23 protein-coding genes are annotated in these 22,364 nt (G+C 70.1%); 6 read left to right on the plus strand and 17 right to left on the minus strand.

Annotated features, from left to right (window positions below; all coding sequences use genetic code 11):
* Positions 1–35: 35 nt before the first annotated feature.
* The gene (locus tag ON26_RS14075) at positions 36–851 is read right to left on the minus strand and encodes a DUF1684 domain-containing protein (RefSeq protein ID WP_040796570.1); all 816 of its coding nucleotides are present in this window, start codon (positions 849–851) and stop codon (positions 36–38) included.
* A gap of 116 nt (positions 852–967) precedes the next feature.
* Positions 968–1,849, minus strand: coding sequence for a LysR family transcriptional regulator (locus ON26_RS14080; protein ID WP_083884074.1), 882 nt, complete (start codon positions 1,847–1,849; stop codon positions 968–970).
* Between the two features lie 112 nt (positions 1,850–1,961).
* On the opposite strand from ON26_RS14080, the gene ON26_RS14085 reads away from it, so the two are divergent.
* Complete coding sequence (locus ON26_RS14085) at positions 1,962–2,804, plus strand: TIGR03620 family F420-dependent LLM class oxidoreductase (protein WP_040796571.1); 843 nt, start codon at positions 1,962–1,964, stop codon at positions 2,802–2,804.
* A 41-nt stretch (positions 2,805–2,845) separates the two neighbouring features.
* Here ON26_RS14085 and ON26_RS14090 read toward each other — a convergent pair whose 3' ends face one another.
* The 8 genes from ON26_RS14090 to ON26_RS14125 all read right to left on the minus strand — a co-directional run bounded on the left by ON26_RS14090 (position 2,846) and on the right by ON26_RS14125 (position 9,920).
* Entirely contained in the window at positions 2,846–3,337 is a 492-nt protein-coding gene (locus ON26_RS14090; protein WP_040796641.1) for a flavodoxin family protein, read from the minus strand.
* A gap of 5 nt (positions 3,338–3,342) precedes the next feature.
* The gene (locus ON26_RS14095; RefSeq protein ID WP_040796572.1) at positions 3,343–4,272 is read right to left on the minus strand and encodes a universal stress protein; all 930 of its coding nucleotides are present in this window, start codon (positions 4,270–4,272) and stop codon (positions 3,343–3,345) included.
* Between the two features lie 136 nt (positions 4,273–4,408).
* Positions 4,409–4,837: a nitroreductase/quinone reductase family protein gene (locus ON26_RS14100; RefSeq protein WP_040796642.1), complete on the minus strand. Its 429-nt coding sequence runs from the start codon at positions 4,835–4,837 to the stop codon at positions 4,409–4,411.
* A gap of 57 nt (positions 4,838–4,894) precedes the next feature.
* Positions 4,895–5,632, minus strand: coding sequence for a hypothetical protein (locus ON26_RS14105; RefSeq protein ID WP_218000583.1), 738 nt, complete (start codon positions 5,630–5,632; stop codon positions 4,895–4,897).
* A 35-nt stretch (positions 5,633–5,667) separates the two neighbouring features.
* Positions 5,668–7,407 carry an asparagine synthetase B family protein gene (locus tag ON26_RS14110; protein ID WP_040796574.1) on the minus strand — a complete coding sequence of 580 codons (1,740 nt, stop codon included), beginning with the start codon at positions 7,405–7,407 and terminating at the stop codon, positions 5,668–5,670.
* A gap of 6 nt (positions 7,408–7,413) precedes the next feature.
* Positions 7,414–7,899: a hypothetical protein gene (locus ON26_RS14115; protein WP_040796575.1), complete on the minus strand. Its 486-nt coding sequence runs from the start codon at positions 7,897–7,899 to the stop codon at positions 7,414–7,416.
* Between the two features lie 45 nt (positions 7,900–7,944).
* The gene (locus tag ON26_RS34045; protein WP_083884075.1) at positions 7,945–8,913 is read right to left on the minus strand and encodes a hypothetical protein; all 969 of its coding nucleotides are present in this window, start codon (positions 8,911–8,913) and stop codon (positions 7,945–7,947) included.
* On the minus strand, positions 8,898–9,920 hold the full coding sequence (locus ON26_RS14125; protein WP_040796576.1) for a hypothetical protein: 1,023 nt from the start codon (positions 9,918–9,920) through the stop codon (positions 8,898–8,900). Before ON26_RS14125 ends, ON26_RS34045 begins: the two co-directional genes overlap by 16 nt.
* A gap of 201 nt (positions 9,921–10,121) precedes the next feature.
* Here ON26_RS14125 and ON26_RS14130 point away from each other — a divergent pair, with 201 nt between their 5' ends.
* Positions 10,122–10,445 (plus strand): hypothetical protein, encoded by a 324-nt coding sequence (locus ON26_RS14130; protein ID WP_040796577.1) that lies wholly within the window; start codon positions 10,122–10,124, stop codon positions 10,443–10,445.
* A 120-nt stretch (positions 10,446–10,565) separates the two neighbouring features.
* Complete coding sequence (locus ON26_RS34550; protein WP_245545851.1) at positions 10,566–10,904, plus strand: Rossmann-fold NAD(P)-binding domain-containing protein; 339 nt, start codon at positions 10,566–10,568, stop codon at positions 10,902–10,904.
* A 101-nt stretch (positions 10,905–11,005) separates the two neighbouring features.
* Here the strand turns inward: ON26_RS34550 and rox are convergent, their stop codons facing one another.
* On the minus strand, positions 11,006–12,433 hold the full coding sequence (gene rox, locus ON26_RS14140) for a rifampin monooxygenase (RefSeq protein ID WP_040796578.1): 1,428 nt from the start codon (positions 12,431–12,433) through the stop codon (positions 11,006–11,008).
* Between the two features lie 237 nt (positions 12,434–12,670).
* On the minus strand, positions 12,671–13,309 hold the full coding sequence (locus ON26_RS14145; protein WP_157171896.1) for a GNAT family N-acetyltransferase: 639 nt from the start codon (positions 13,307–13,309) through the stop codon (positions 12,671–12,673).
* Positions 13,310–13,581: 272 nt separating this feature from the next.
* Here ON26_RS14145 and ON26_RS14150 point away from each other — a divergent pair, with 272 nt between their 5' ends.
* Together ON26_RS14150 and ON26_RS14155 are read left to right on the plus strand one after the other, a co-directional pair.
* Positions 13,582–14,940, plus strand: coding sequence for a M20/M25/M40 family metallo-hydrolase (locus ON26_RS14150; RefSeq protein WP_083884076.1), 1,359 nt, complete (start codon positions 13,582–13,584; stop codon positions 14,938–14,940).
* A gap of 52 nt (positions 14,941–14,992) precedes the next feature.
* Positions 14,993–15,514: a YbhB/YbcL family Raf kinase inhibitor-like protein gene (locus ON26_RS14155; protein ID WP_040796579.1), complete on the plus strand. Its 522-nt coding sequence runs from the start codon at positions 14,993–14,995 to the stop codon at positions 15,512–15,514.
* 65 nt (positions 15,515–15,579) lie between these two features.
* Here ON26_RS14155 and ON26_RS14160 read toward each other — a convergent pair whose 3' ends face one another.
* Entirely contained in the window at positions 15,580–17,409 is a 1,830-nt protein-coding gene (locus ON26_RS14160) for an AMP-dependent synthetase/ligase (protein ID WP_040796580.1), read from the minus strand.
* Between the two features lie 208 nt (positions 17,410–17,617).
* Positions 17,618–19,141, minus strand: coding sequence for a carbohydrate kinase family protein (locus ON26_RS14165; protein WP_040796581.1), 1,524 nt, complete (start codon positions 19,139–19,141; stop codon positions 17,618–17,620).
* Positions 19,142–19,334: 193 nt separating this feature from the next.
* On the opposite strand from ON26_RS14165, the gene ON26_RS33390 reads away from it, so the two are divergent.
* Positions 19,335–19,757, plus strand: coding sequence for a hypothetical protein (locus tag ON26_RS33390; RefSeq protein WP_157171897.1), 423 nt, complete (start codon positions 19,335–19,337; stop codon positions 19,755–19,757).
* A gap of 76 nt (positions 19,758–19,833) precedes the next feature.
* Here the strand turns inward: ON26_RS33390 and ON26_RS14175 are convergent, their stop codons facing one another.
* Genes ON26_RS14175 through ON26_RS14185 form a run of 3 tightly spaced genes read right to left on the minus strand, consistent with a single transcriptional unit; the run spans position 19,834 to position 22,232 of the window.
* Positions 19,834–20,949 carry a quinone-dependent dihydroorotate dehydrogenase gene (locus tag ON26_RS14175; protein ID WP_051027065.1) on the minus strand — a complete coding sequence of 372 codons (1,116 nt, stop codon included), beginning with the start codon at positions 20,947–20,949 and terminating at the stop codon, positions 19,834–19,836.
* 8 nt (positions 20,950–20,957) lie between these two features.
* Positions 20,958–21,209 carry a DUF5703 family protein gene (locus ON26_RS14180; protein ID WP_040796583.1) on the minus strand — a complete coding sequence of 84 codons (252 nt, stop codon included), beginning with the start codon at positions 21,207–21,209 and terminating at the stop codon, positions 20,958–20,960.
* A complete protein-coding gene (locus tag ON26_RS14185) occupies positions 21,210–22,232 on the minus strand; it encodes a YncE family protein (RefSeq protein ID WP_040796584.1) in 1,023 nt (340 codons plus the stop codon).
* Positions 22,233–22,364 lie beyond the last annotated feature (132 nt).

The raw sequence follows: 22,364 nt of genomic DNA on the forward strand, positions 1-22,364 counted from the left end.
GGGGTGACCGACCGCTTCGCCACCTCCGGCTCGGGTCAGCCGCGGCGTTCGTACGGGATCTGTTCGCCCGCTTCGATCGCCACCGCGAGCCGGTTGCCTTCCGGCGGCAGCGGGCAGGTGGCGTAGTCGGTGTAGGCGCAGGGCAGGTTCACCGCGCGGTTGAAGTCCAGTACGACGGTGCCGTCGGCGGCGGGCGCGGGCAGGTGCAGGATGCGGTTGGCGGCGTAGGTGGTCTTGCCCGCGGTGGCGTCGGTGAACAGCACGGTCAGGCTGTGCTCGGTCTTGCCGGGGAAGGCGGTCAAGCGCACGGGCTGTCCGGCGACCTCGAATTCGACCTCGCCCGGTGCGTCGTAGACGTGCTCGAGGCCTTCCACGGCGGCGCCGACGGTGGTCGGTCGTGGTTCGGGGAAGGGCCGGTAGTGGCCGGTGAGCACCCAGGCGGGGTCGGGGGCGTAGGCGGGTGTGCCGCGGAATCCGATGCGCAGCGGGTGATCGGGGTGCCGTGGCCGGAGGATGTCGTGGCCGCCGCGCTTGGCGATCTCGAGGACGGCCTCGCCCCAGGTGGCCTCGATGCCGCCACGTTCGGGGATCGGGTCGAATCGGTGTGTGCCGCGGATGGTTTCACCGTCGACGACCAGTTCCTCGTCGTCGGTGAGTATGACGGTCACGCCGTTCTCGCCGGTCGACCATTCGCCGGGCGCGTCGGGGAAGCGTGCGGGGATGCTGTCCAGCCAGTGCAGGCCGGTGACGGCGAGGAACCCGTGCGGGGCGGCCAGGTTCGTCTCGTGCTCGCGGTGCCAGGTCTGCCAGGTCGCGGTGAAAGCGTCGAGTGCGGCTGCGGTTGTGGTCATGGGAGGTCCTTGCCTCGAGCGGCGCCGAGTGTTCGGCAGCGTCCGACCATTGCACCCGGATGCGGCGGGCGAGGGCAGGGTTGTGTTCACCGGGAAAGCAATTCGCGGCGGCGAGGTCAGTGGCCGGGCGCGGGCGGGGTGTCCCGGAAGGCGGGGGCGGCGCAGGATGCCGAGTGGCCCGGTGCGCGGTCGGGGACGATGACGCTGCCGGTGATGGTCATCGGCGGGTCGAAGGGCAGTGCCCGGATTCGGGTGGAGCCGATCTCGGCGACCTGGTCGGCGGGCAGGACCGTCCAGCTGACCGGATCGGAGCCGACTTCGATGATGGTGTCGCGGGCGGATCCGGCGGGTCTGCCCAGGCGGGGGTGGACGCCCGCAGCGTGGCAGGCGGTGACGACGGCGTCGTGCAGCGGTTGGTCGTGTCCGGCCGAGGGCAGACGCAGGGCGTCGGTGGCGAGTTCGGCGAGGGTGGCCGTCTGCCGCTGCGCGGCCCGGTGACGGCTGGAGACGATCGCGAGGAGTGGTTCGGTCCAGGTGGGCAGGACGGTGAGGCCGGGGGCGGAGACTTCGCCACGGGCCAGGGCCAGGTCGAGTTCGCCGCGGCGCAGGGCGTCGAGCCGGGCGGGCAGGGGCAGGTCGACCAGCGCGATGTCGAGGTGTTCGGTGTGTTCGCGCAGGACGTCGATGCCGCGTTCCAGTCGGTGGGTGAGCCCCGCGGTGGTGCCGATGCGCAGGGTGCCCGCGGAGGCGGCGGCGACGATGCGGACATGGTCGGCGGCGGCGAGGGTGGCGCGGGCGGCGTCGAGGACTCGGCGGCCCGCGGCGGTGAGTTCGACCCGGCGGGCGGATCGGTCGAACAGGCGCACGCCCAATTGTCTTTCCAGCCTTGCTATCTGCTGGCTGACGGCGGGCTGGGCGATGTGCAGGCGCTCGGCGGCGCGGCCGAAATGCAGTTCGTCGGCGACGGTGACGAAGTAGCGCAGCGCCCGCAGTTCCATCGCGCCTCCCACGACTCGGAAAATCCATCGTCCAGCGACGATAAGGTCAGCTTATCGCTGGGCATGGAGTCCGGATCTGGTTCACCGGCGCCGCCGGTGGTCGAGTGGATCCATGGGTATCGATATCGGGCGATGGGGCGCGAATGTGCGCGAACACGAGGTGACCGCGGCGGCGGTGGCACGGATCGAGCGGGCCGGTTACGGCACGGTGTGGTTGAACGCCTCGCCACCGGCGGATCTGGGGTTGGTGGAGCGCATGCTCGATGCGACGACGCGGATCGTCGCGGGCACGCGGGTGGTCAACATGTGGACCGCGGACGCGCGCATCGTTGCCGCCTCCTACCACCGGATCGTGGCGCGGCATCCGGATCGGCTTCTGCTCGGAGTCGGCGTCGGGCACCGCGAGGTCGATGCCGAGTATGCCTCGCCCTACCGGAAGCTGGAGTCCTATCTCGACGAACTGGCCGAGGCGGGGGTGCCCGCGGACCGGATCGTGGTGGCCGCGATAGGGCCGCGCATGCTGCGGCTGGCCGGGGAACGCACCGCGGGCGCCGCGCCCGCCATGGTGCCGGCCGGGCATTCGCGGCAGGCCAGGGCGATTCTCGAGCCGGACGCGCTGCTGCTGCCCGGTCATTTCGTCACCCTGGAGACCGATGCCGGGAAAGCGAGGGCGATGGCGCGGGTGCAGCCGCCCGGGGCGGCGCTGGGCATCGTGAACTACGCGCGGAATCTGCGGCGGCAGGGATTCACCGACGAGGATCTGGCCGGTGGCGGCAGCGATCGGCTCATCGACGCGCTGGTCGCCCACGGCGGCCCCGCCGCCGTCACCGCCGAGTTGCTCGCCTATTTCGAGGCGGGCGCCGATCAGGTCGCGATCAGTCCGCTCGGGGGCGATCCGATCGACACACTGTGCGATGTCGCGGAGTGGCTGGCCGCGGCCCGCGCCCTGTCCTGACCTGTCCTGACCGAACCGGCCGGGCTGCGTATCGATTCGGATCAGGTGGCGGTGGCGGCCAGGTGCGCTCCCCACGCCTGCGCGCGACGCAGTTCACCGTCGAGCAACGCCGTCGGATTGCCGACGACCAGGAAGTCGGCCGGCTCGGCGGCGAGCTCGTAACCCAACGTGCGCAGTCGTTTTCCGATGGTGCGTGCGGTCGAGCCGGGCAGTCGCCTGGTCGTGGCGAGTTTCGTGCCGAAGGCCGTGGCGCGGGCGTCCAGCGGTGCGGGCGCGGCCTGGGCCAGCCACGCACCGATCCCGGGGGCCTCGGTGTGTTCGAGCACGGTGGCGCCGCGACGGCAGGCGGTGCGAGCGAGGCCGAAGGCGTGGGCGGGGCCGCCGACGATCACCAGGTCGACGGCGGCTTCGGGGAGTTCGGCGGCATCGGCGGTGGAGAAGATGCGCACGATGGTGCGCGCGCCGAGTCCATCGGCGATGGCTTCGGCGAGGGCTTTGCCGAGGTCGGATTCGTAGACGAGGCGGGCGCGCACGGGTGTCACCGCGGCGGGAAGGTGTCCGTGTGCACGACCATGACAGGGCAGTGCGCCTGCTGGACGAGCGCGTTGCTGGTCGAACCGAGGAGCAGGCGTCGGAAGCCGCCGCGGCCCCGGCTGCCGACGACCACCAGCTGCGCGGGCTTGGACCATTCGATGAGGTGATGGCGCGGGCCCGAGAGATACGTCTTACGGGCGACGCGCACCTGCGGATACTTCTCGTCCCAGCCGGCCAGTTGTGCGGCGAGCAGCTCGCGGGAGGCGGTTTCGATCTCCCGGTCGTCGATGGTGTCGGGCAGGCCGGTGAGTTGTTCGAAGCGCAGGTCGCTCCAGCAGTGCACGGCGATGAGGGTGGCGCGGCGTTCGGCGGCTTCGGCGAAGGCGGCGCCGATGGCGGCCTGGTTGTGTGCGCCGCTGCCGTCGATGCCGACGACGACCGGGCCGGTGCGGCGGATCTGGAGTTCGCCGCCCGTGGATCGCACCACGACGACGGCGCCGTGCCCGTGCGCGACGACGGCGGACACCGTCGAACCGAGGTAACCGAGGACTCCGGCGTTGCCGGTGCCCAGCACGGTGCACAGCGCGGCGGCGGAACGTTCGGTGAGCACTTCGGCTGCTGAACCTTCGACGAGTTCGGTTTCGACCCTCACGCCAGGTGCGGCCTCGACGGCGAGTTGTTCTGCGGCGGCGAGGTATTCGACGCCCTGATCGCAGAGTTCGGTGACGACCGAGGGGATGAGCCGGTCGTAGGGGGTGAAGGCGGCGCGAGTGGCGGCCAGGTCCAGCGCGTGGACCAGATGTAGGCGCCTGCCGCGCGCTCGGGCGACTTCGGCCGCCCAGCGCACCGCCAGATCGCTTGCGGCCGAGTCGTCCACGCCGACGACCACGGGGGCGGTGTGCCGGTCCTGCTCACTGTTGTGCTGTCCGACCATGAGAGAGGCGCTTCCTAACCGAAGGCTGTGATAGTGCTCTCAGGCTAGGAACGTCGAGGGTTGCCGCACGGCTGCCGGAGGTCCCCGGGTCCGGGGCCGAAAGGCCACCCTTCCCAGGGATCCGGGGTCGTCCCGCTCAGGCGCGGCGCAGGGCGATGACCGGAATGGTGCGGATACCTTCGGTTTTGGTGGCGTAGTCGCCGAATCCCGGCATGCGCCTGACCTGTTCGGCGAAGATACGGTCGCGGTCGGCGCCGGTGATCTCGGTGACGGTGACCGGGTAGCGCTCGGTGCCGCGTTCGATCTCGGCCCGGCCCGCGGCCACCAGATTGTGGTACCAGTCGGGGTTGGTGGGGGCGCCGGCCTTGCTGGCGAAGATGTAGATCAGGTCGAGGTCGTGCTCGTCGGGCAGGCACACCAGCGGGGTGATCAGTTCACGTCCGGTCTTGCGGCCGCGGTGGTGCACCAGCACCATCGGCGCACCTTCGAACGGTCCGCCGACCCGGCCTTCGTTGGCGCGGAATTCCTCGATGATCCCGGTGTTCCAGTCCTTGGTGTCAGTCATGGTGTTCATCCTCCTCGCGCCGGCCGGCGAGGGCCACGGGGGTCGGTGGCGTGTCGTTCATGCGCGCGGCCCCAGGTCGGTGCAGGTTTCCGCGGCGGGTAGTTCGGGGGCGAGGAACACCGTCTGCGCCATCATCCGGTAGCCGGACATCTTTTCCCGGAACACCTCGATGGATTCCTCGGGATGGACCGAGTCGATGACCGCGTGCGGGCCGATGGCGTTGAACTGGTGGCTGACGCCGCGGGGGATCTGCATGTCGACGAACGAACACGGGGGGACGATCAGGTTGTAGCGGGTGCGCTGGACGCCGGGTGGGACGTCGGGGAGGTCGTCGGTGAATTGTTCGGGCTGGAAGGGGGTTACGCCGGGGACATCGGTGACGACGAAGGGGGAGAGGCTGCCGACGCGGATGTGGGTGTCGGGGCCGGTCATCATGCGCACGAACCGCAGACCGGTGTGCAGGTGCATGCGTGAGCAGATGCCGCGGTCGGCGGCGTCGTAGAAGTCCATGAGGTAGCGGTCGGCGAAGAAACCGTCGAAGGGCTTCTCGATCATGTAGACGTCGCCTTCCTCGAAGACCTGGGAGCGGACCACGCCGTCGGCGTCGGGAGTGGTCGCGGCGGCGCTGAGCTTGGCTGTGCGCACGATCTGCGCGAAGGCGTCGACGACGGCGGCGGCGATCTCCGGGGCGAAGCGGGCGACCGGGGTGACCGCGTTGCGGCCCGCGTCCGCGAAACTCGCGAGATCGTGGATCTCGTTCTCGTCGTCGGCGTGGTTCTTCAAGGGTGCTGTCACAGTGCGAGGCTCCGTCGGATGAACACAGTCGGTGGTCAGGCGGTCAGGTCGAAGGAACGCAGCCAGAGTTCCAGGGAGAGCACCAGCCACAGTTTGCCGCCCTGTCTGGGCAACAGCGCGCCCTCGCCGCGAGCCCAGGCGCGCACGGTGTCCCGGCGGAACAGTCCGCTCGCGCGGGCGTCGCGGCCCAGCAGCAGGTCGTCGGTGAGTTCGCGCAGGGGGCCGTCGAGCCACCGCTGCACCGGTACGCGCATGCCGCTCTTGGGGCGGTCGACGATGGTGGCGGGCAGCAGGTCGCGCACGGACTCCTTGAGGATCCATTTCTCGATGTCGCCCGCCAGTTTCAGGGTCGGCGGGACGGCGAAGGCGTGGTCGACGACGGCGCGGTCGAACAGCGGTGCCCGGCCTTCGATTCCACTGGCGGCGGTGAGGCGTTCGACCTTGGTGAGGATGTGGTGGGCGCCCTTGGTGCGCAGGTTGGTGTGCAGCAGCTGGTTGAGCAGGCTGGTCATGCGGCCGGGGCGCAGATAGGGGGCGACGTGTTCGGCCGGGGACGGTGCGTCGGCGAGGGCGGCAAGCGCGTCGGGGGTCAGCAGAACCGGCAGGTCGGCGTAGCACTTGCGGTAGCTGTCGAGGTAGGCGCGGGCGCGGGCGTCCGGACCGGGATCGTCGCGGAACATCTCGAAGATCAGCATGGGCAGGTTCTTGGGGCCGCCGAAGACCGGGTCGCCGCCTTCGCCGTTGAGGGCGACGGTGAGGCCGTCGGCGGCGACGGCTTCGGCGAGCATCAGATTCGGCACGGTCAGCGGGTCGCCGACGGGGCTGTCGAGCAGGCCGACGGTGTCGGCCAGGCGGGTGGCGACGGTGCCGGCCGGGACGGTGAGGACCCGGTGGCGAGTGCGGCAGTGGGTGGCCACCAGGCCGGAGTAGCCGAGTTCGTCGGGGGCGTCCGCACCGAAGCTGATCGAGTAGGTGTGCACGGGATGGTCGTGCAGTTTCGCGGCCAGGGCGGTGACCAGGCTGCTGTCGATGCCGCCCGACAGCAGCACGCCGACGCTCTCACCGGCGGGCAGGCGGCGGGTCACGGCCTGCTCGAGCAGTTCGCGCAGGGCGAGGGTGTGTTCGGCGGCGGTGCGGTCGTCGGTGGTCTCCTGCGGTTCCCAGTAGGTGTGCTCGGTGCGGGTGCCGTCGGGGTGCAGGCGTACGCAGCGGCCGGGCAGGACTTCGTGCACGTCGCGTAGCAGCGTTTCGCGGCCGGGCAGGTAGGCGAAGGTCAGGAAGGAGCGCACGGCGGGCAGGTGCAGGCCGGTGCGCAGGGCGGGCCAGTGGCGCAGGGCGCGCAGGGAGGTGGAGGCGGCCCAGCCCGCGGGCGATTTCGCGTGGAAGAGGGTGCGGGAGCCGACGTGATCGCGCAGCAGCACCAGGTCTTCGCCGTCGATGAGGGCGAGGGCGAACATGCCTTCGGCGGCGGCGATGCCGTCGAGGCCGAAGCGGGCGTAGAGGCGCAGCAGCAGTTCGCCGTCGGGGACGTGCGGGGGCGGCGCGTCGGGGCCGAGGCGGTCGCGCAGGCGGTCGGCGTCGAACAGGGTGACCTCGCCGACGGCGGTGAGGTCACCGGCGGTGAAGGGGCCGTGGGCGACGCCGGGGCCGTCGAGCAGGCCGAGCGCGTGCGGGCCGGTGACCGCGATCGGTTCGCCGCCGACTGCGCGCACGTGGGCGGCCGGGTCGGCGGGGTTCGCCGGGGCACCGGTCAGAAAAGCACACCATCGAGACATTCGCACTCACCCGAAATCGTCGTCGCCGCCACCGTATCCGTCGTCCCAGTCGTCGTAGGTTCCGGAGTCGCCCGCGCTGCTGCCGGAACCACTCGACGCGACCTGCCTGCGCAGTTCGTCTTCCTCCTCCGGGCTCAGCTGTGCCGGGGGCATCACGAGTGCGCCGAGCAGGGCACCGCCCGCGACGCCGGCCAGGACGGCGCCGAGTCTGCCGCCGAAGGAGGAACGGTTGACGGTGAGCACGCCGTCGCCCCACAGGGTCCGGCCGTAGCCGCATTCGCGGCCGTAGAGGACGCCGCTCTGGTGGGTGCGTTTGATCAGCCGGGGGCCCAGCGGTTCGTCGGCGCCGGTCTTCCCGTCGCTGTCGCGCCAGGAGACGAGGTCGCCGGGGCCGCGGGTGCGCCATTCCTCACGGCCGTCGCTGTAGCGGCGATGGACCGTGCCGTCGGCGAGCAGTTCATCGATGTACTCGAGCTGCCGGTGCTTGGGCACGGCGGGCTCCTTTCGTGCGCGGTGAGCCGGACGGGCGGACTCGGCTCACGCTGCGGGCCAGGTGAGAAAGCCCGCGGTGCGGGCGCGGCGGAGATCGAGCAGGGGTTCGCGGGTGGTGCGCACGCCGCGCACGAGGCGGTGCACGGTACGCAACAGGGCGGCCGGGCGCACCGCTTCGAGTTCGACGGTGTGGCCTCGGGCCAGCCAGCGGCGTTCGGCCGCGTCCAGGGCGGGCACCGACGGGGTTTCGGAAAGCGATGTCGCGCCAGCGGGTTCGGGTGCCGCGATCGCCGGGCCGCCGGGGGCCGGGGTCACGGTTTCGGGATATGGGCCGGTTTCGATTCGCGGGTCGCCGCTCGGAAGTGTCGAATCGCCGGCGATCGGCACGGCCTCGGAGGTGGGTGGGGCATCGGTGTGGAACAGGTGCAGCGCACGCGCCTGGCGGGGGCGCAGCCCGATCGGCACGATGCGCACGTTCTGTGGCAGGGCGGTGAGTTCGCGGATTCGGGCGGCGAAGCCCAGTCCGTAGGCGCTGGATTCGTGCAGGAGATACACCGTGCCGCAGACGCGTTCGAGCATGGCGGCCAGGCCGGGGTGCAGGGGGAGTTCGGCGGCGCTGAGGACCGGGCAGGCCGATTCCATCGGCAGGCCGTTGGCGCGCAGCATGTGCGCGATGGCATGGGAGGTGCAGATCAGCAGGCGGGGCAGGCCGTAGTCGAACAGGTCGGGCTCGCCGGTGTGGCGACCGATGTCGGCCGGGCGCGGTTCGATGGGCGCGAGTACTTCGGGGATCGGCCCGTGGCGGTCGAGAGCGGCGCGGAAAGTGCTGTAGCGCAGGGGTGCCGGCGTGGTGCGGGACAGGCGGCGGGGGAGCCGGTGGGTGGGGGCGAGCAGGCGACACAGTTCGTAGTAGAGCTGGCCTTCGGTGATGCGGATGCCGCTCGGTGCGGTAGCGGTGACCACGGCGCGCGACAGTGAACGGTCGAGGATCCGCTGGGTCAACTGGACGGCCACGTGAGAAAACCTACCTGGCGGGCGGTTCGGCGCTCGGGGTCGGCGGAGACCTCGATCCGGTCGACGCCGCGCCGCACCACGCCGAGCAAGCGGGCGGGCGGCAACGCGGACAGCGGTGTCCACCAGCCTTCGCGCAGCCATTGCCGGTCGTCCTCGGTCCAGGACGGGGGCAGTCGCGCGTCGGGTTCGGCGCGCTCGCGCAGCTTGGTCACCGAGGCCGCCTTGCGCACCATGGCCGGTGTCAGCCCGATGGGTACCGCACGCGGGCCGAGGGAGGCGCGTACCCGGTTCGCGTAGTCCACGCCGGGGACGGCGGCGTCGTGCAGGATCAGCACCGGCACGGCCGGGGGCAGCTGTTCGATGCGTTCGCACAGCGCCATACCCCACGCGCCCGCGGCATCATTGGCCGCTAGACAGGTCAGCGTGGCGCGATCCGGGCACAGCAGTGCCAGGCGCGGTCTCGGCACGGCGGGTAGGGGGAGATCGTCGGGGATCATGCCCGGCGGGCCGGCGCCGTAGTGCTTGCGCCAGACGTCGATGACGCCGCTGCGGAAGTCCCGGTATCCGCGCGTCATCCGCACCGTGGCCCGGCTGATGAACCACGGGCGGACCAGCACCATCAGCACCGTGAGCGCGAGCAGGGCGAGGCCGATGCCCGGCGCGCCGATTTTCGCCGGGACGGCGTCGATGGCCGCTACGCAGATGATCGAGAGGACCAAGACGACGAAGCCGAGCGTGATGAAGGTGGTGACCCACGTGGCGGTCGGCGACGGCAGGTGTTTGCGCCCGGCCGCGTAATACAGTTGCCGCCCGGTGTAACGGAGGTCCTGGTCGTCGCGGAGCTTGTCGACCAGCCTGCGCATCCGCTCGTCGTGCATGCCGAAGTGGTCTTCCTTCGGTTCCAGCGCGAAGGTCTTGTGGCAGCGGGAACATCGTCGGCCGGTGCGTTCCTTGCGCAGCAGATTCGTCCGGCAGTTCGGGCAGATCACCTCATCATGGTCACCCACGGACCGGGATCGCGCTGCGCTCCCGGGCAGGCCGGTGTTCTCGCCACATCCGCCTCTTCTTGTCACAGGGGTATCGGATCGAACCCCACGCTCTGCTCCGGGCCGTTCGGCGTGCCATGATGGGAACATGTGTTCGATTGCGGTGGTGTTGCGGGACGCGGGCCCGATGCGGGGTCGTGGGCCGGGGCCGGGTGGTCGACCATGAGCGAGGGCGAGGTTTCCGCCGTTCGCCGCCTGGCTCGGCCGCGGCCGGTGTTGATCGATCCGAAGCGGGTGTGGTTGCTGCCCGCGCGACCCGGCACGCAGCGACCGAGCCTCGGGGTGGCGTCGAACAGCCTGGACCCGCGACTGCAGGAGCCATGGGTGCCTGCCACGCAATTCGGTTGGGTACGACTGCATCTGGGGCATTACGTGGCGTGGTACGCGGAGGTGGCGGTGGACTACCGCACCCGCAACAAGCTGATGGAGACGACGTTGCGGCACTGGGTGCCGTGGGATGCGGTGCGTTTGCCGGATGACCGGTGACAGCGTGGCCCGGGAAAGGCGCCGGGAAGATCAGCTCGGTGCGGAGCGAGCTTGACATTCACACCGATGTGAAACTCTAGCCTTCCCTTCGCGAAGCGACGACGAGCGGAAGGAGCCGGGATGCCGGCGGTGATGGTGATCGGTGCGGGGCCGGGGATCGGCCGGGCGGTGGCCCGGCGCGTCACCGGCGGTATGCCGGAGCCGAAGTGGGAATACACGAGCCTGTCGCTGGGCAAGGCCGGGTTGCGGACCCTGGTGACGATGCTGTGCGACCGGTACGCGCCGGCCGGCATCCACGTCGCCGACGTGATCGTGGACGGGCCGGTCGCGGCGGGTACCGACTTCGACCCCGATCTCATCGCCGAGCACTACCGGCGGTTGCACGCCCAGCCGCGGGACGGCTGGGCGAACAGGGTCGTCCACACCGGGCGCAGCCCCGATGACGCCGCCCGCGGGTAGGGCGGCGTCATCGCGCAGGGCTGGACGTGACGAGCCGGTGAGCACGCCGGATTATCGAGATCGAAAACGTGACCGCGATACTTTGCGCTGAACGCAATCCATCAGCGGACCGGTGCGCCGAACCATCGGGTGAGTGGGCCGAGCAGGTCCTGCTGGTCCTCACCCACCCAGGCGACGTGGCCGTCGGGGCGCAGCAGGACCGCGGGCACGGCCAGTTCCTCGCTGACGTCGACCACGTGATCCACCCGGTCTGCCCAGCCGTCGGCCGAGAGGCGGCCGGTCTGGTCGAGCAGGAGTCCGCGCCCGGCGTGCATCAGCTCGTAGAGGCGGCCGTTCTTCAGCCGGACGTCGCGCAGTCTGCGGCCGAGGAGTTCGTGGCCGTCGCCGAAGTCGTAGCGCACCGACAGCGCGGTGACCTTCTCGATCAGGTAGCGGTTGACCTCCTCGAAGCGCATCAGCTCGGTCAGCAGTTTGCGGATCGCCTGCGGTCCGGGTTCGGTGGACATCAGTTCGATCTGGGCGCGGGTGTTGTGCAAGACCTCGGCGGCCACCGGATGGCGTTCGGTTTCGTAGGTGTCGAGCAGGCCGGGCGGGGCCCAGCCGCCGAGTTCGGCGGCGAGTTTCCAGCCGAGGTTGAAGGCGTCCTGGATGCCGAGGTTGAGGCCCTGTCCGCCGGTCGGCGGGTGGATGTGGGCGGCGTCGCCTGCCAGCAGGACGCGGCCGACCCGGTAGCGTTCGGCCTGGCGGGTGGCATCGCCGAACCGGGAGAGCCAGCGCGGGGAGTGCACGCCGAAGTCGGTGCCCGCGACAGCCCGCAGCTGGGTGCGGAAGTCGTCCAAGGTCGGCGGAACCGAGCGATCCTCGCTGACTCCCGCGGCGGGCACGACGACACGGTAGACGCCGTCCTCGAGTGGCATCAGCCCGAATCGCTTCTGGGTCCTGCGAACCTCGGCGACGACAGCGGCCACCTGCTCCGGCGAATCGGTGACCGCCATTTCGCCCAGCAGCGTCTCCACGGTGGCGGGTTCGCCGGGGAAGCCGATGCCGAGAAGTTTGCGCACGGTGCTGCGGCCGCCGTCGCAGCCGACGAGATAGCGGGCGCGCAGCCGGGAGCCGTCGGCGAGTTCGGCGTCCACCCCGTCGGCATCCTGGGTGAGCCCCGTCAGTTCACAGCCGCGCCGGATCTCGGCGCCCGCCGCGAGCGCGTGCTCGGCGAGCAGGCGCTCGACGACGGGCTGGGCGATGGCCAGCACGTAGGCGTGGGAGGAGTCCATCCGCTCGGGCCACAGCAGGTCGATGCCGGCGAAGAATCCGCCGACGGTGTACTTCCTGCCGAGTTCGAGGAAGGGGCCGAGCAGGCCGCGCTGGTCCATCACCTCGATGCTGCGCGCGTGCAGGCCGCCTGCGCGCACGATCTTCGTCGGCTCGAGCTCCTTTTCCAGGATCACGGTGCGCAATCCGTGCAGTCGTAGTTCGGCGGCCAGCATCAGGCCGGTCGGTCCGCCACCGGTGATGATCACGTCGATCATGAAACCCCCATCCGTCATAGCATCGCCTGTCGGCCGGGCGCCGCTCGTTCACCCTCGGGACCCGCTGTTTGCGCAGGTCCCGGCCGTGGCCCGACGATTCTGCGGCACGACCGGGGGCTTGTGGCAAGCCCCCGGGTGCGCTATATCTTGAAAAGGGGATGGGGGGTTCGTCGGATCTTCAGCGCCGGCGTTGCGGGGTGGGTGCTCCGATGTCGGACACGAGTCGCACTCCTTGGCTCATTCGCCGCGCACGCGCAGGCTGCGCGGGAGCCACATCATCACGTTGACCTCCGGGCCGCCGCGCCCGATCCGGACCCGGCCCACGCGCAGCGCGCCGCCGGTCTCGTAGTAGGCGGCGTTGCCGTCCTTGCAGAGTCCGAACATCGGGGCCTGGGCGCGCTCGAGCTCGGCCATGACGTACGCGAGCAGTGCCCGGCCCACGCCGCTGCGCTGCCGGTCGGGGGCCACGGCGAGGCTGACGCCGAAGAAGTGCGGCAGGCCGCGGGCGATGCCGGACATGGTGGCGTCCATGCGCAGTACCCGGGGGCCGGCCGAGCCCATCGCCCAGGCGAATTCGGGGACGGCGGCCAGGTAGCGCAGGGGGCCGAAGCGATGGCCGGGTTTCTGCCACAGGCCCGCGCCGACGACGCGGCCGCCGACGGTGGCCACGAGCGCCCCGTCGTTGGGCAGGTACTGGTGGCGCAGCATGGCGCGGTGCAGCCGGTGCTGGTGGCGTGGCCTGCGCACGGGGTCGGGGAACATGTACTCGCCGAACGGGTCGTCGCTGCCGAAAGCCTGGTCGAGCACCGAGACGATCTGGGGCACATCGGTTTTCACCGCGGATCTGACAACGATTCCGGCACTGGTAACGGTCACCGAACACCTCTGATCTTCATCGGCCCCTGACCCCCGTCGGCGACCGGCACGCCATTGACAAACAGCAACGTACACCAACAGTATCCGACGCGCACCAGAAAACTACTCACGGGTAACCCACGAAACGTCAACGGAGCATTACTCTTTCGCGTGCGCTGTGCGCCGCCGTCTTCGGTGGCCCGGGGCTACGGCTCGTGCGACGGGCCGCCCGCCCCAGACTCACCCCGATCACCATCGGCGCGCCGCTCGCGGGCAGATGGTAGGAAAGGAACGTGTCCGCAACTGGTCGAGAATCCGATTCGAAGAACTCACGCGCGGTTGCCGAGGTGGTGGAACTGGTCAGCAGGCTGATCCGGTTCGATACATCCAACACCGGCGACCTGGCCACCACCAAGGGTGAGCAGGAGTGTGCCGAGTGGGTGGGCGACCGATTGCGCGAGGTCGGCTACACCACCGAGTACGTCGAATCGGGCGCCCCGGGGCGCGGCAATCTCTTCGTGCATCTGCCCGGCGCCGATCCCAGCCGGGGCAAGCTGATGATCCACGGTCATCTGGACGTGGTTCCGGCGCAGGCCTCGGACTGGAGTGTGCATCCGTTCTCCGGCGCGGTGCGCGACGGCTATGTGTGGGGTCGCGGCGCGATCGACATGAAGGACATGGTCGGCATGATGCTGGCGGTGGCCCGCCAGTTCAAGGCCGAGGGCACGGTGCCGCCGCGCGATCTGGTGTTCGCGTTCCTGGCCGACGAGGAGAACGGCGGACGGTGGGGCTCGCAGTGGCTGGTGGACAATCGGCCCGATCTGTTCGAGGGAGTCACCGAGGCGGTCGGCGAGGTGGGCGGCTTCTCGCTGACGCTGCCGCGCCGCGACGGCAGCGAGCGGCGCTTCTACCTGGTGGAGACCGCGGAGAAGAGCCTGGGCTGGATGCGTCTTCGCGCCAAGGCGCGCGCCGGGCACGGTTCGTTCCTGCACGAGGACAATGCGGTGACGATCCTGTCGCAGGCCGTGGCGCGGCTGGGCACCCACACCTTCCCGCTGGTGCTCTCGGATTCGGTGGGCGAGTTCCTGTCCGCGGTGGCCGAGGAGACCGGGCTGCCGTTCGATCCGCACGGCCCCGACATCGAGGGCCAGCTGGCCAAGCTGGGCACGATCTCGCGGATCATCGGCGCGACGCTGCGGGATACGGCGAATCCGACGATGCTGCAGGCCGGGTACAAGGCGAATGTGATCCCGCAGACCGCCGAAGCGGTGGTCGACTGCCGGGTGCTGCCGGGGCGGCAGGCCGCGTTCGAACGCGAGGTCGACGAGTTGATCGGCCCGGATGTGGAGCGGGAGTGGATCACCAAGCTCGACTCCTACGAGACCACGTTCGACGGGCGTCTGGTGGATGCGATGAACGACGCGATCCTGGCCCACGATCCCGAGGGGCGCACGGTGCCCTACATGCTCTCCGGCGGCACGGACGCGAAGGCCTTCGCCCGCTTGGGGATTCGCTGCTTCGGTTTCGCGCCGCTGCAGCTGCCGCCGGACCTGGACTTCAGTGCGCTGTTCCACGGCGTCGACGAGCGGGTGCCGGTGGAATCGCTCGAATTCGGCACCAAGGTGCTGGAACACTTCCTGTTGAACAGCTGACCGGCTCCAACAGCTGACAGAACAGACGAATTTCTCCGCTCAGGAAGGAACCATGGCTTACAACCCTTACGACGCGCTTCCGAAGGTCCCCTCGTTCACGCTGACCTCCGAGGATGTCACCGACGGTCAGCCGCTGCGCAACGACCAGGTCAGTGGCGTGATGGGCGCAGGCGGTAAGGACATCTCCCCGCAGCTGTCCTGGTCGGGATTCCCGCCGGAGACCAAGAGTTTCGCGGTCACCGTCTACGATCCGGACGCCCCGACCGCCTCGGGTTTCTGGCACTGGGCCGTGGCCGACATCCCGGCCTCGGTGACCTCGCTGGCCTCCGGCGCCGCCGACGGCGGCCTGCCCGAGGGCGCGATCACCCTGCGCCACGACGCCGGCGGCGCCGGCTACGTGGGCGCGGCCCCGCCGGCCGGGCACGGCCCGCACCGGTACTTCATCGTGGTGCACGCGGTGGATGTGGAGAGCTTGGGCATCGACGAGAACACCACTCCGGCGGTGCTGGGGTTCAACCTGTTCGGTCACACGCTGGCGCGCGCCACCCTGGTGGGCACTTACGAGCAGAAGTAGTTCACCGTTCGAACGACGAAGAGGCCCAGGGCGTCCGGTGCCCTGGGCCTCTCCGCGTGCGGAGGTCAGACGTTGACGATGTGCTCGGCCGGGGTTTCGGCGTAGAGCTCCTCGATGAGGCTCGCGTACTTGTCGGCGATGGGCTTGCGCTTGAGCGACATCTTCGGGGTGAGTTCGTCGCCGCCGGGCTCCCACACCGAGCTCACGATGGTGAAGCGCTTGATCTGCTCGACGCGGGAGAGCTTGGTGTTGCCGGCCTTGACCGCGGCGTGCACCTCGTCGATGATCTCGCGGCGCCCGGTGAGGGTGGCGAAGTCGGCGTCGGTGGCGCCGAAGTCCTTGGCACGCAGGGCGAGGATGTCGGGGTCGAGGACCACGAGCGCGGTGATGTAGGGCTTGGCCTCACCGATCGCGACGACCTGACCGACCAGTGAGGACACCGCCTTGACGGCGTTCTCGATATTGCTGGGGGCGATGTTCTTGCCCGCCTCGTTGATGATCAGTTCCTTTTTGCGATCGATGATCGTCAGGTAACCCTCGTCGTCGATGGTGCCGACGTCGCCGGTGTGCAGCCAGCCGTCGGCGTCGATCGACTCGGCGGTCTTGTCGGGCATACCGCGATAGCCGGAGGTGACGATGGGGCCACGGATGAGGACCTCGCCGTCGTCGGCCAGCTTGATCTCGGTGCCGTCGACCACGCGGCCGACCGTGCCCGGACGCGGCTTGTCGAGTTCGGTGTAGGTGCCCACGCCGGTGGTCTCCGACATGCCCCACACTTCGCTGACCGTGAAGCCCAATCCGAGGTAGAACTCCAGGGTTTCGGCGGGGATGGGGGCCGCGCCGGAGGCGGCGACCTTGAGTTCTTCGAAGCCGAGCGCGGCGCGCAGCTTGGACAGCACCAGCTTCTCGGCCAGGCGGTGCTGGACGTCGAGCAGCACGGGGCGACCCTTGCCGGCGAGGTCGGCGCGGGCGGCGGCGATGCCGGTGTCCACGGCCCACAGGGCGAGCTTCTTCTTGACCGGGCTGGATTCGGCGGCGAGCTTGGCCTCGACGCCGCCCTTGATCTTCTGCCACACGCGCGGCACGCCGAAGAAGGTGGTGGGGCGGGCGTCGGGCAGGGCGGCGGCGATCTCGCGCGGGTCGGGCACGGTGGTGATCTGGATGCCGGTGACCAGGTTGATGGTGTGCCCGGAGATGCGGTCGGCGACGTGCGCGGCGGGCAGGTAGGACACCGCGCGATCGTCGAGACCGACCCGCAGCGGGCCGCTGATCAGCGCGGTGATCTGGGCCAGGGCGTTGGCGTGGGTGATCTCCACGCCCTTGGACGGGCCGGTGGTGCCGGAGGTGTAGATCAAGGTGGCCAGGTCGGAGTTGGTGACCGCGCGCCAGGCGGCATCGAAGTCGAAGTCGCCGGCGGGTTGAGCTTCCAGGTCGGCCAGGCTCAGGGTGCCTTCGGCGGGGCCGTCGACGAGGACGATGGCCTCGAGTTCCACGCCGGTGGCCTTGATGACGTCGAGGAAGGCCTGTTCGGTGACGACGATCTTGTTGCCCGCGTTGCCGAACTGGTGGGTGATCTGCTCCGGGGAGCTGGTGTTGTACACCGAGAAGGGGGTGGCGCCGACGTGCAGTGCGGCGGTGTCGACGAGGTTGAACTCGGGCCGGTTGGTGAGCATGATGCCCACCGTGTCGCCGCGCTTCACCCCGAGCCCGGCCAGTCCGGCGGCCAGGGACCGCACCCGTTCACCGTATTCGCGCCAGGTGATCTCGGTGGTGCCGCCGACGGTGCGCAGGGCGACCTGGTCGGGTCGCAGCGTGAGAGTCTCCTGGAATGCTTCGGGCACGGTGTAGACCGTTTTGCCCGTCTCGTGCGCGAATCCGATTGCTGAAGTGCTCATGTTTCCCTGTTCCCGATGTCGTTCGTGAACGCGACTCGACTGCCTCGTGCTCCGGCCGAGGCCGCCCCGGCCTTCGGCAAGAATCCGAAATGATGATGCAATTGCCATCGCATTATCTCACATAAGAGAGGTATTCGAGTGGCGTAGCTCACTCATCGTAGACATACCGGCGCTCGCGGGGAGTCCGTTACGTCCGAATCGGCAGCGGCTAGCTGCGGAATCCGGCGATCCGGTCGATGCGCTCGACCACGGGCATCGCGTCCGGGATGTCACCGAAGGATTGCGCCGCGGCCATCGCCGCGCTCGCCCAGCGGAAATCTTCGGGGCCCGCGACCCAATCGTGACCCGCGAGCCGGTAGGCCAGAGCGGCGGTGAAGGCGGCGGCCGCGCCCGGAGAATCCTCCACGCGGACCGCGAGCGCGGGGCCGATGTCGAGGCGGACCTGAGTCGAACGCACGTGACAGCGGAAGTGCTCGATGACGCAGACGCAACCGACGCCGAGGGCGCGCAGCCGGCTGATCACCTCGGCGTCGAAGACGGCGGGATCGTCGTAACCCTGGCCGGCGAAGTCCGTCGCGGGCGAGAGCAGCTGGGCCAGCTCGCGCCTGCTGCCGACGAGATAGTCGATGCGGTCGAAGAATTCGTAGTAGTACTGCGGCACCAGGACGGGGGGCGCGGCGTGCACGAACAGCCGGGGGCGTGGCGCGGCGCGCACGGTGCGCAAGACGTGCTCGAGCACCGAGGTGGGGTGCTCGAGGGTGAGGAAGACCGCGTCACTGCCGGTGATCGTCTCGAGCACCTCGGTGGCGGAGAGGTCTTCGACGGTCAGGCGGACGCTGTCGGCGTCGTGTTCGATGGTGGCGAACGAGCCGGTGGCCGTGACGATCACCGCGCCCACGGGGGTCGGCTCACCGGCGACGGTCTTGAGATAGCGGGCACCGACGCGATGGCGGTGCAGGTAGGCGGTGATGCGGCGGCCGGCCTGGTCGTCGCCGACGGTGGCGATCAGTTCGGTGCCGAACCCCAGCCGGGCGGCGGCGACGGCACGGTTGAGTCCTTTGCCGCCGATCTTCTCGGTGAAACTTCCCCGTGCGGGCGCGCTTTCGCGGGGCAGGTGATCGGTGCGGTAGATGTGGTCGATGACGGCATCGCCGATGACCACGACGGCGCCGCGCGACGGCGGGACGGCGGGGGTGTCGGCGGCGGCGGGGGAATCGTCGTATCCGGTTGCGCCCGGCGGGGTTCGGTCGTAGCCGGGGGCGGCGTCGAGCAGCGCGGCAAGGTCGGTGAACGCCCGGTGTTCAGGGGTGGTGCGCAGGTAGCGGGCGGTGAGCTCGGCGGGATCGGGTGTGGCGCCGACGAGTTCGTGCAGCCGGGTCCAGTGCTCGGCGAGGTAGGCGCGGCGCTCGCCGAGATCGGCGGCGTAGAGACGGTCCAGGTCGATCCCGCCGGGCGCGCGGTCGCGCCACCAGCCGAGCGCCAGCGCCGAGTCGACGATGAAACGTCTGCTGGGAGTAAGCTTTTCGGCGCATTCACGCACAACCGGAGCGACCACGAGACGGGGGTCGGCGACGCCGTCGCGGTGGGCGCGGCGGCGGATCACCGGTAGATCGAGCAGGGGTGAGATGTCGATTTCGGTGGTGCGCAGGCGATCCGCGCTCAGACCGGAGCGTTTGCAGAGTCTGGTGAGGATGTTGCGGACGGCGACGGTCCCCGGTTGCTGCGCCGTCATGGGCGATCGCCCCTTCGCTGGTGCTCACGTGAAAGCCGAGTGGCCTGCAGCCACTGTTGTTACGGTGAATTCTGCCAGTGTTACGGCAAATGCCGCGTCCGAACCGGCAACTGCCGAAAATGTTATGGCGATGAACGACCCCACCCGGCACACTGGTAGCAGGTGACGCATCGCCCGCACAGGGGAGGCACCCATGAACAGTTTGTTCGCGCATATCCCGGCCACGCGCATACGAATCGACCGGACGTCGATGACCAGCGAGGTGAGCCCGGAACGGGCGGCGCGTGAATCCAGGGCAGGGCCACGCTGCTGGCGGTTGAGCTGGCTACCGGACCGGTGGCTCTCGCGCAGTCAGGCGCTGGCGGGCATGGAACTGGATGTGCTGCTCAGCGATATGGACGCGGTCGACGACCGGATCGGGTTCGCGATGATGGAGACGCGCGCGGATCTGCTCGGGATGACCGTGCAGGAGGTGGCGACGACGATCTGGAATCGGATCGTGGCGCGCCGCTACGCCCAACACGGCCCGCCGGGGCCGGATGTGCGGGAATGGCTGGAGTTGCCGCCGGATTTCGACTCCGGCAGCAGCAGGAGGGTGTTCCCCGAGCACGCATGATCCTCCGCCGGTGAATCCGGCTCGGGTGGATCGGCTTTCCAGGCGCAGCATTTCCTCGAATGCTGCGCCTTCGTCGTCAGTGGGAGCCGGACTCCCGGTGGCCGAGCGCGGCGCGATCGCCCGCGCCGACCGCGTCGGCGATCGAGGCGTAACCGTCGCGGCGCAGCCGCTGGGCGAGGCCGCGGTGGATGCGGCGGGTCCAGAACGGGCCGCCGTAGATGAATCCGGTGTAGCCCTGCAGCAGGCTCGCGCCGGCCAGGATACGTTCGTAGGCCTGGTCGGGGGTTTCGATGCCGCCGACCGAGATCAGTGCCAGCCGGTCGCCGACGCGGCGGTACAGCCGGCGCAACACCTCGAGGGAGCGGTCCGCGACCGGCGGCCCGGACAGTCCACCGCCGCCGATCTCGGTCACGGTGGCGGCGTCGGTGCGCAACCCGGCGCGGCCGATGGTGGTGTTGGTGGCCACGATGCCCGCCAGCCCGAGTTCCACGGCGAGGTCGGCGACGGCGTCGATGTCCTCGTCGGACAGATCGGGGGCGATCTTGACCAGCACCGGCACCGGGCGCCCGGATTCGGCGACGGTGTCGAGCACGGTGCGCAGCAGCGGGCGCAGCGATTCGACCGCTTGCAGGTCGCGCAGGCCGGGGGTGTTGGGGGAGCTGACGTTGACGACCACGAAGTCGGCCAGCGGGCCGAGCAGGGCGGCGCTGGTGGCGTAGTCGGCGGGAGCGTCGGCGGCGGCGACAACTTTGGTCTTGCCGATATTGGCGCCGAGGGGAACGGTGGCGGTGCGGGCCCGCAACTGTTCGGCGGCCGCGGCGGCGCCGTGGTTGTTGAAGCCCATCCGGTTGATCAGCGCCCGGTCGGCGGGCAGTCGGAACAGGCGCGGGGCGGGGTTACCGGGCTGGGCGTGGGCGGTGACGGTGCCGATCTCGGCGAATCCCCAGCCCAGCGGCCCCCACACGTCGACGCCCTCGGCGTTCTTGTCGAAGCCGGCGGCCAGGCCGAGCGGCGCACGGAACCGGACACCGAAGACGGTGTTGTGCAGGATCTCGTCGTCGACGACGGCGATCCGGCTCAGCAGGACCCGCAGCGGCGCGATCCGGGCGGCCAGCCGCATCGCCGCGAACGCGAGGTGGTGGGCGCGTTCGGGCGGCAGCAGGAACATCAGTCGCAGGAGCAGCGCATACATCCGTCCCATCACATCCCCGGTTCGGGCTTGGGTAGTAGGGCGCTCTTACGACGGCGCAGCAGCACCTTGCGGCTGCCGTCGGTGTAGGCGCGCACCCGGGACAGCTCCCAGCCGCCGAATTCGGCTTGGATGGCCAGGCGCATCGAGGCGGTGACCCTGGTGACTTCCCTGGGCAGCCGCAGCGGCACGTACTCGTAATCGTCGCCTTCGCCGCCGGTCTCCCAACCGGCGGGGAAGGCGCGGGAACTGCTCGACGCCATCTACTGCCCTTCCTTCAGCTCGTCCGCCGGGATCCGCTGCAGGCCGTCACCGGCGGCGGAGCCGACGAACAGGTCACCGGTGCGTTCGTCGACGGCGACGGTGTCGGGTTGACGCACCGTCGGATAGCGCCCGACCTCCTGCCCTATCCCCGTCGACAGATCGAATCCGACGACCTCGTTGCTCTGCGTGCACGTCACCCACACGATCTCCGACCGGCGATCGTAGGCGAGCGCGTAAGGCGATGATCTTACCGGGAACCGCTGCCGCAGGACGAGCGGTCCGGTGGTGTAGACCAGCAGTTCGGATCCGGCGGTGTCGGCGACGAGGACCCGGCCGAAGTGGTCGGCGATCATGTTCGCCGCACCGTCACCGGCTCGCAGCGACAGCCCGAGACGGTCCCGACCGGGGGTGATCTCGGTCAGCGAGGTCTGGTGCCGGTCGAGGGCGGCCAGCCGGTCACCGGCGCGCACGACGACATCGGCGGTGACCAGTCCGGGCACGGTGGTGGCGACCTGCCCGTCGGCGGTGACGGTGCGGACCCGGCCCTCGGCATCGCCGACGATCAGGCCGCCGTCGCCGTCGGGCAGCGCCGAACGCAGGTCGCCGTCGAGCGCCACCTCGGTGACGGCGCCGGTGGCGGCGTCCACGCGCAGCACCCGGTTGCGGACGGGCACCAGGATTTCGCCGTCGACGCCCTGCGACAGCGCGAACGCGGGCGCGGGCAGGGTCACCGTGCGCACCACCAGTCCGTCGGCGGGATCGATGATCAGCAGGGTGGTGCCGGGGTCGGTGTCGAGTCCGGCGAGCAGCCCGGTGCCCGATTCGGCGAGCAGGACATCGACGGGGCCGGGCAGCGCGAACAGGTCACCGGCCGGGGTGACGGTGGTCGGCGGGGCGGGAGCCGCGGTGGCCGGCTCCCTGGTCGCGACCTGCGCGCCGGGATCGTCGGAACCGCAGCCGGTGAGTACCAGCAGCGAGGCCACCACCACCAGGATCGGGGAAACCGGACCGCCAGGGCGCATCCACCGAACTCCTTCACCACCGGAAAAATCGACACTCCATCTGACCATGCGACCCCGACACACCGACCGACCGGGGTCCGGCGGGTCGCCGTGTCGGTGATCGGCGTTACGGTGAACGTCCCAGCGTCCGAC

Origin of the sequence: Nocardia higoensis NBRC 100133, from assembly GCF_000308595.1 — a bacterium.
Taxonomy (GTDB): domain Bacteria; phylum Actinomycetota; class Actinomycetes; order Mycobacteriales; family Mycobacteriaceae; genus Nocardia; species Nocardia higoensis.

Excerpts from the sequence above, each read along its gene's own strand:
- ON26_RS14075 (WP_040796570.1), bottom strand. The coding sequence starts at position 851 with ATGACCACAACCGCAGCCGCACTCGACGCTTTCACCGCGACCTGGCAG.
- ON26_RS14080 (WP_083884074.1), bottom strand. The coding sequence starts at position 1,849 with ATGGAACTGCGGGCGCTGCGCTACTTCGTCACCGTCGCCGACGAACTG.
- ON26_RS14085 (WP_040796571.1), top strand. The coding sequence starts at position 1,962 with ATGGGTATCGATATCGGGCGATGGGGCGCGAATGTGCGCGAACACGAG.
- ON26_RS14095 (WP_040796572.1), bottom strand. The coding sequence starts at position 4,272 with ATGGTCGGACAGCACAACAGTGAGCAGGACCGGCACACCGCCCCCGTG.
- ON26_RS14100 (WP_040796642.1), bottom strand. The coding sequence starts at position 4,837 with ATGACTGACACCAAGGACTGGAACACCGGGATCATCGAGGAATTCCGC.
- ON26_RS14110 (WP_040796574.1), bottom strand. The coding sequence starts at position 7,407 with ATGTCTCGATGGTGTGCTTTTCTGACCGGTGCCCCGGCGAACCCCGCC.
- ON26_RS14130 (WP_040796577.1), top strand. The coding sequence starts at position 10,122 with ATGAGCGAGGGCGAGGTTTCCGCCGTTCGCCGCCTGGCTCGGCCGCGG.
- ON26_RS34550 (WP_245545851.1), top strand. The coding sequence starts at position 10,566 with ATGCCGGCGGTGATGGTGATCGGTGCGGGGCCGGGGATCGGCCGGGCG.
- rox (WP_040796578.1), bottom strand. The coding sequence starts at position 12,433 with ATGATCGACGTGATCATCACCGGTGGCGGACCGACCGGCCTGATGCTG.
- ON26_RS14155 (WP_040796579.1), top strand. The coding sequence starts at position 14,993 with ATGGCTTACAACCCTTACGACGCGCTTCCGAAGGTCCCCTCGTTCACG.
- ON26_RS14160 (WP_040796580.1), bottom strand. The coding sequence starts at position 17,409 with ATGAGCACTTCAGCAATCGGATTCGCGCACGAGACGGGCAAAACGGTC.
- ON26_RS14165 (WP_040796581.1), bottom strand. The coding sequence starts at position 19,141 with ATGACGGCGCAGCAACCGGGGACCGTCGCCGTCCGCAACATCCTCACC.
- ON26_RS33390 (WP_157171897.1), top strand. The coding sequence starts at position 19,335 with ATGAACAGTTTGTTCGCGCATATCCCGGCCACGCGCATACGAATCGAC.
- ON26_RS14175 (WP_051027065.1), bottom strand. The coding sequence starts at position 20,949 with ATGTATGCGCTGCTCCTGCGACTGATGTTCCTGCTGCCGCCCGAACGC.
- ON26_RS14180 (WP_040796583.1), bottom strand. The coding sequence starts at position 21,209 with ATGGCGTCGAGCAGTTCCCGCGCCTTCCCCGCCGGTTGGGAGACCGGC.
- ON26_RS14185 (WP_040796584.1), bottom strand. The coding sequence starts at position 22,232 with ATGCGCCCTGGCGGTCCGGTTTCCCCGATCCTGGTGGTGGTGGCCTCG.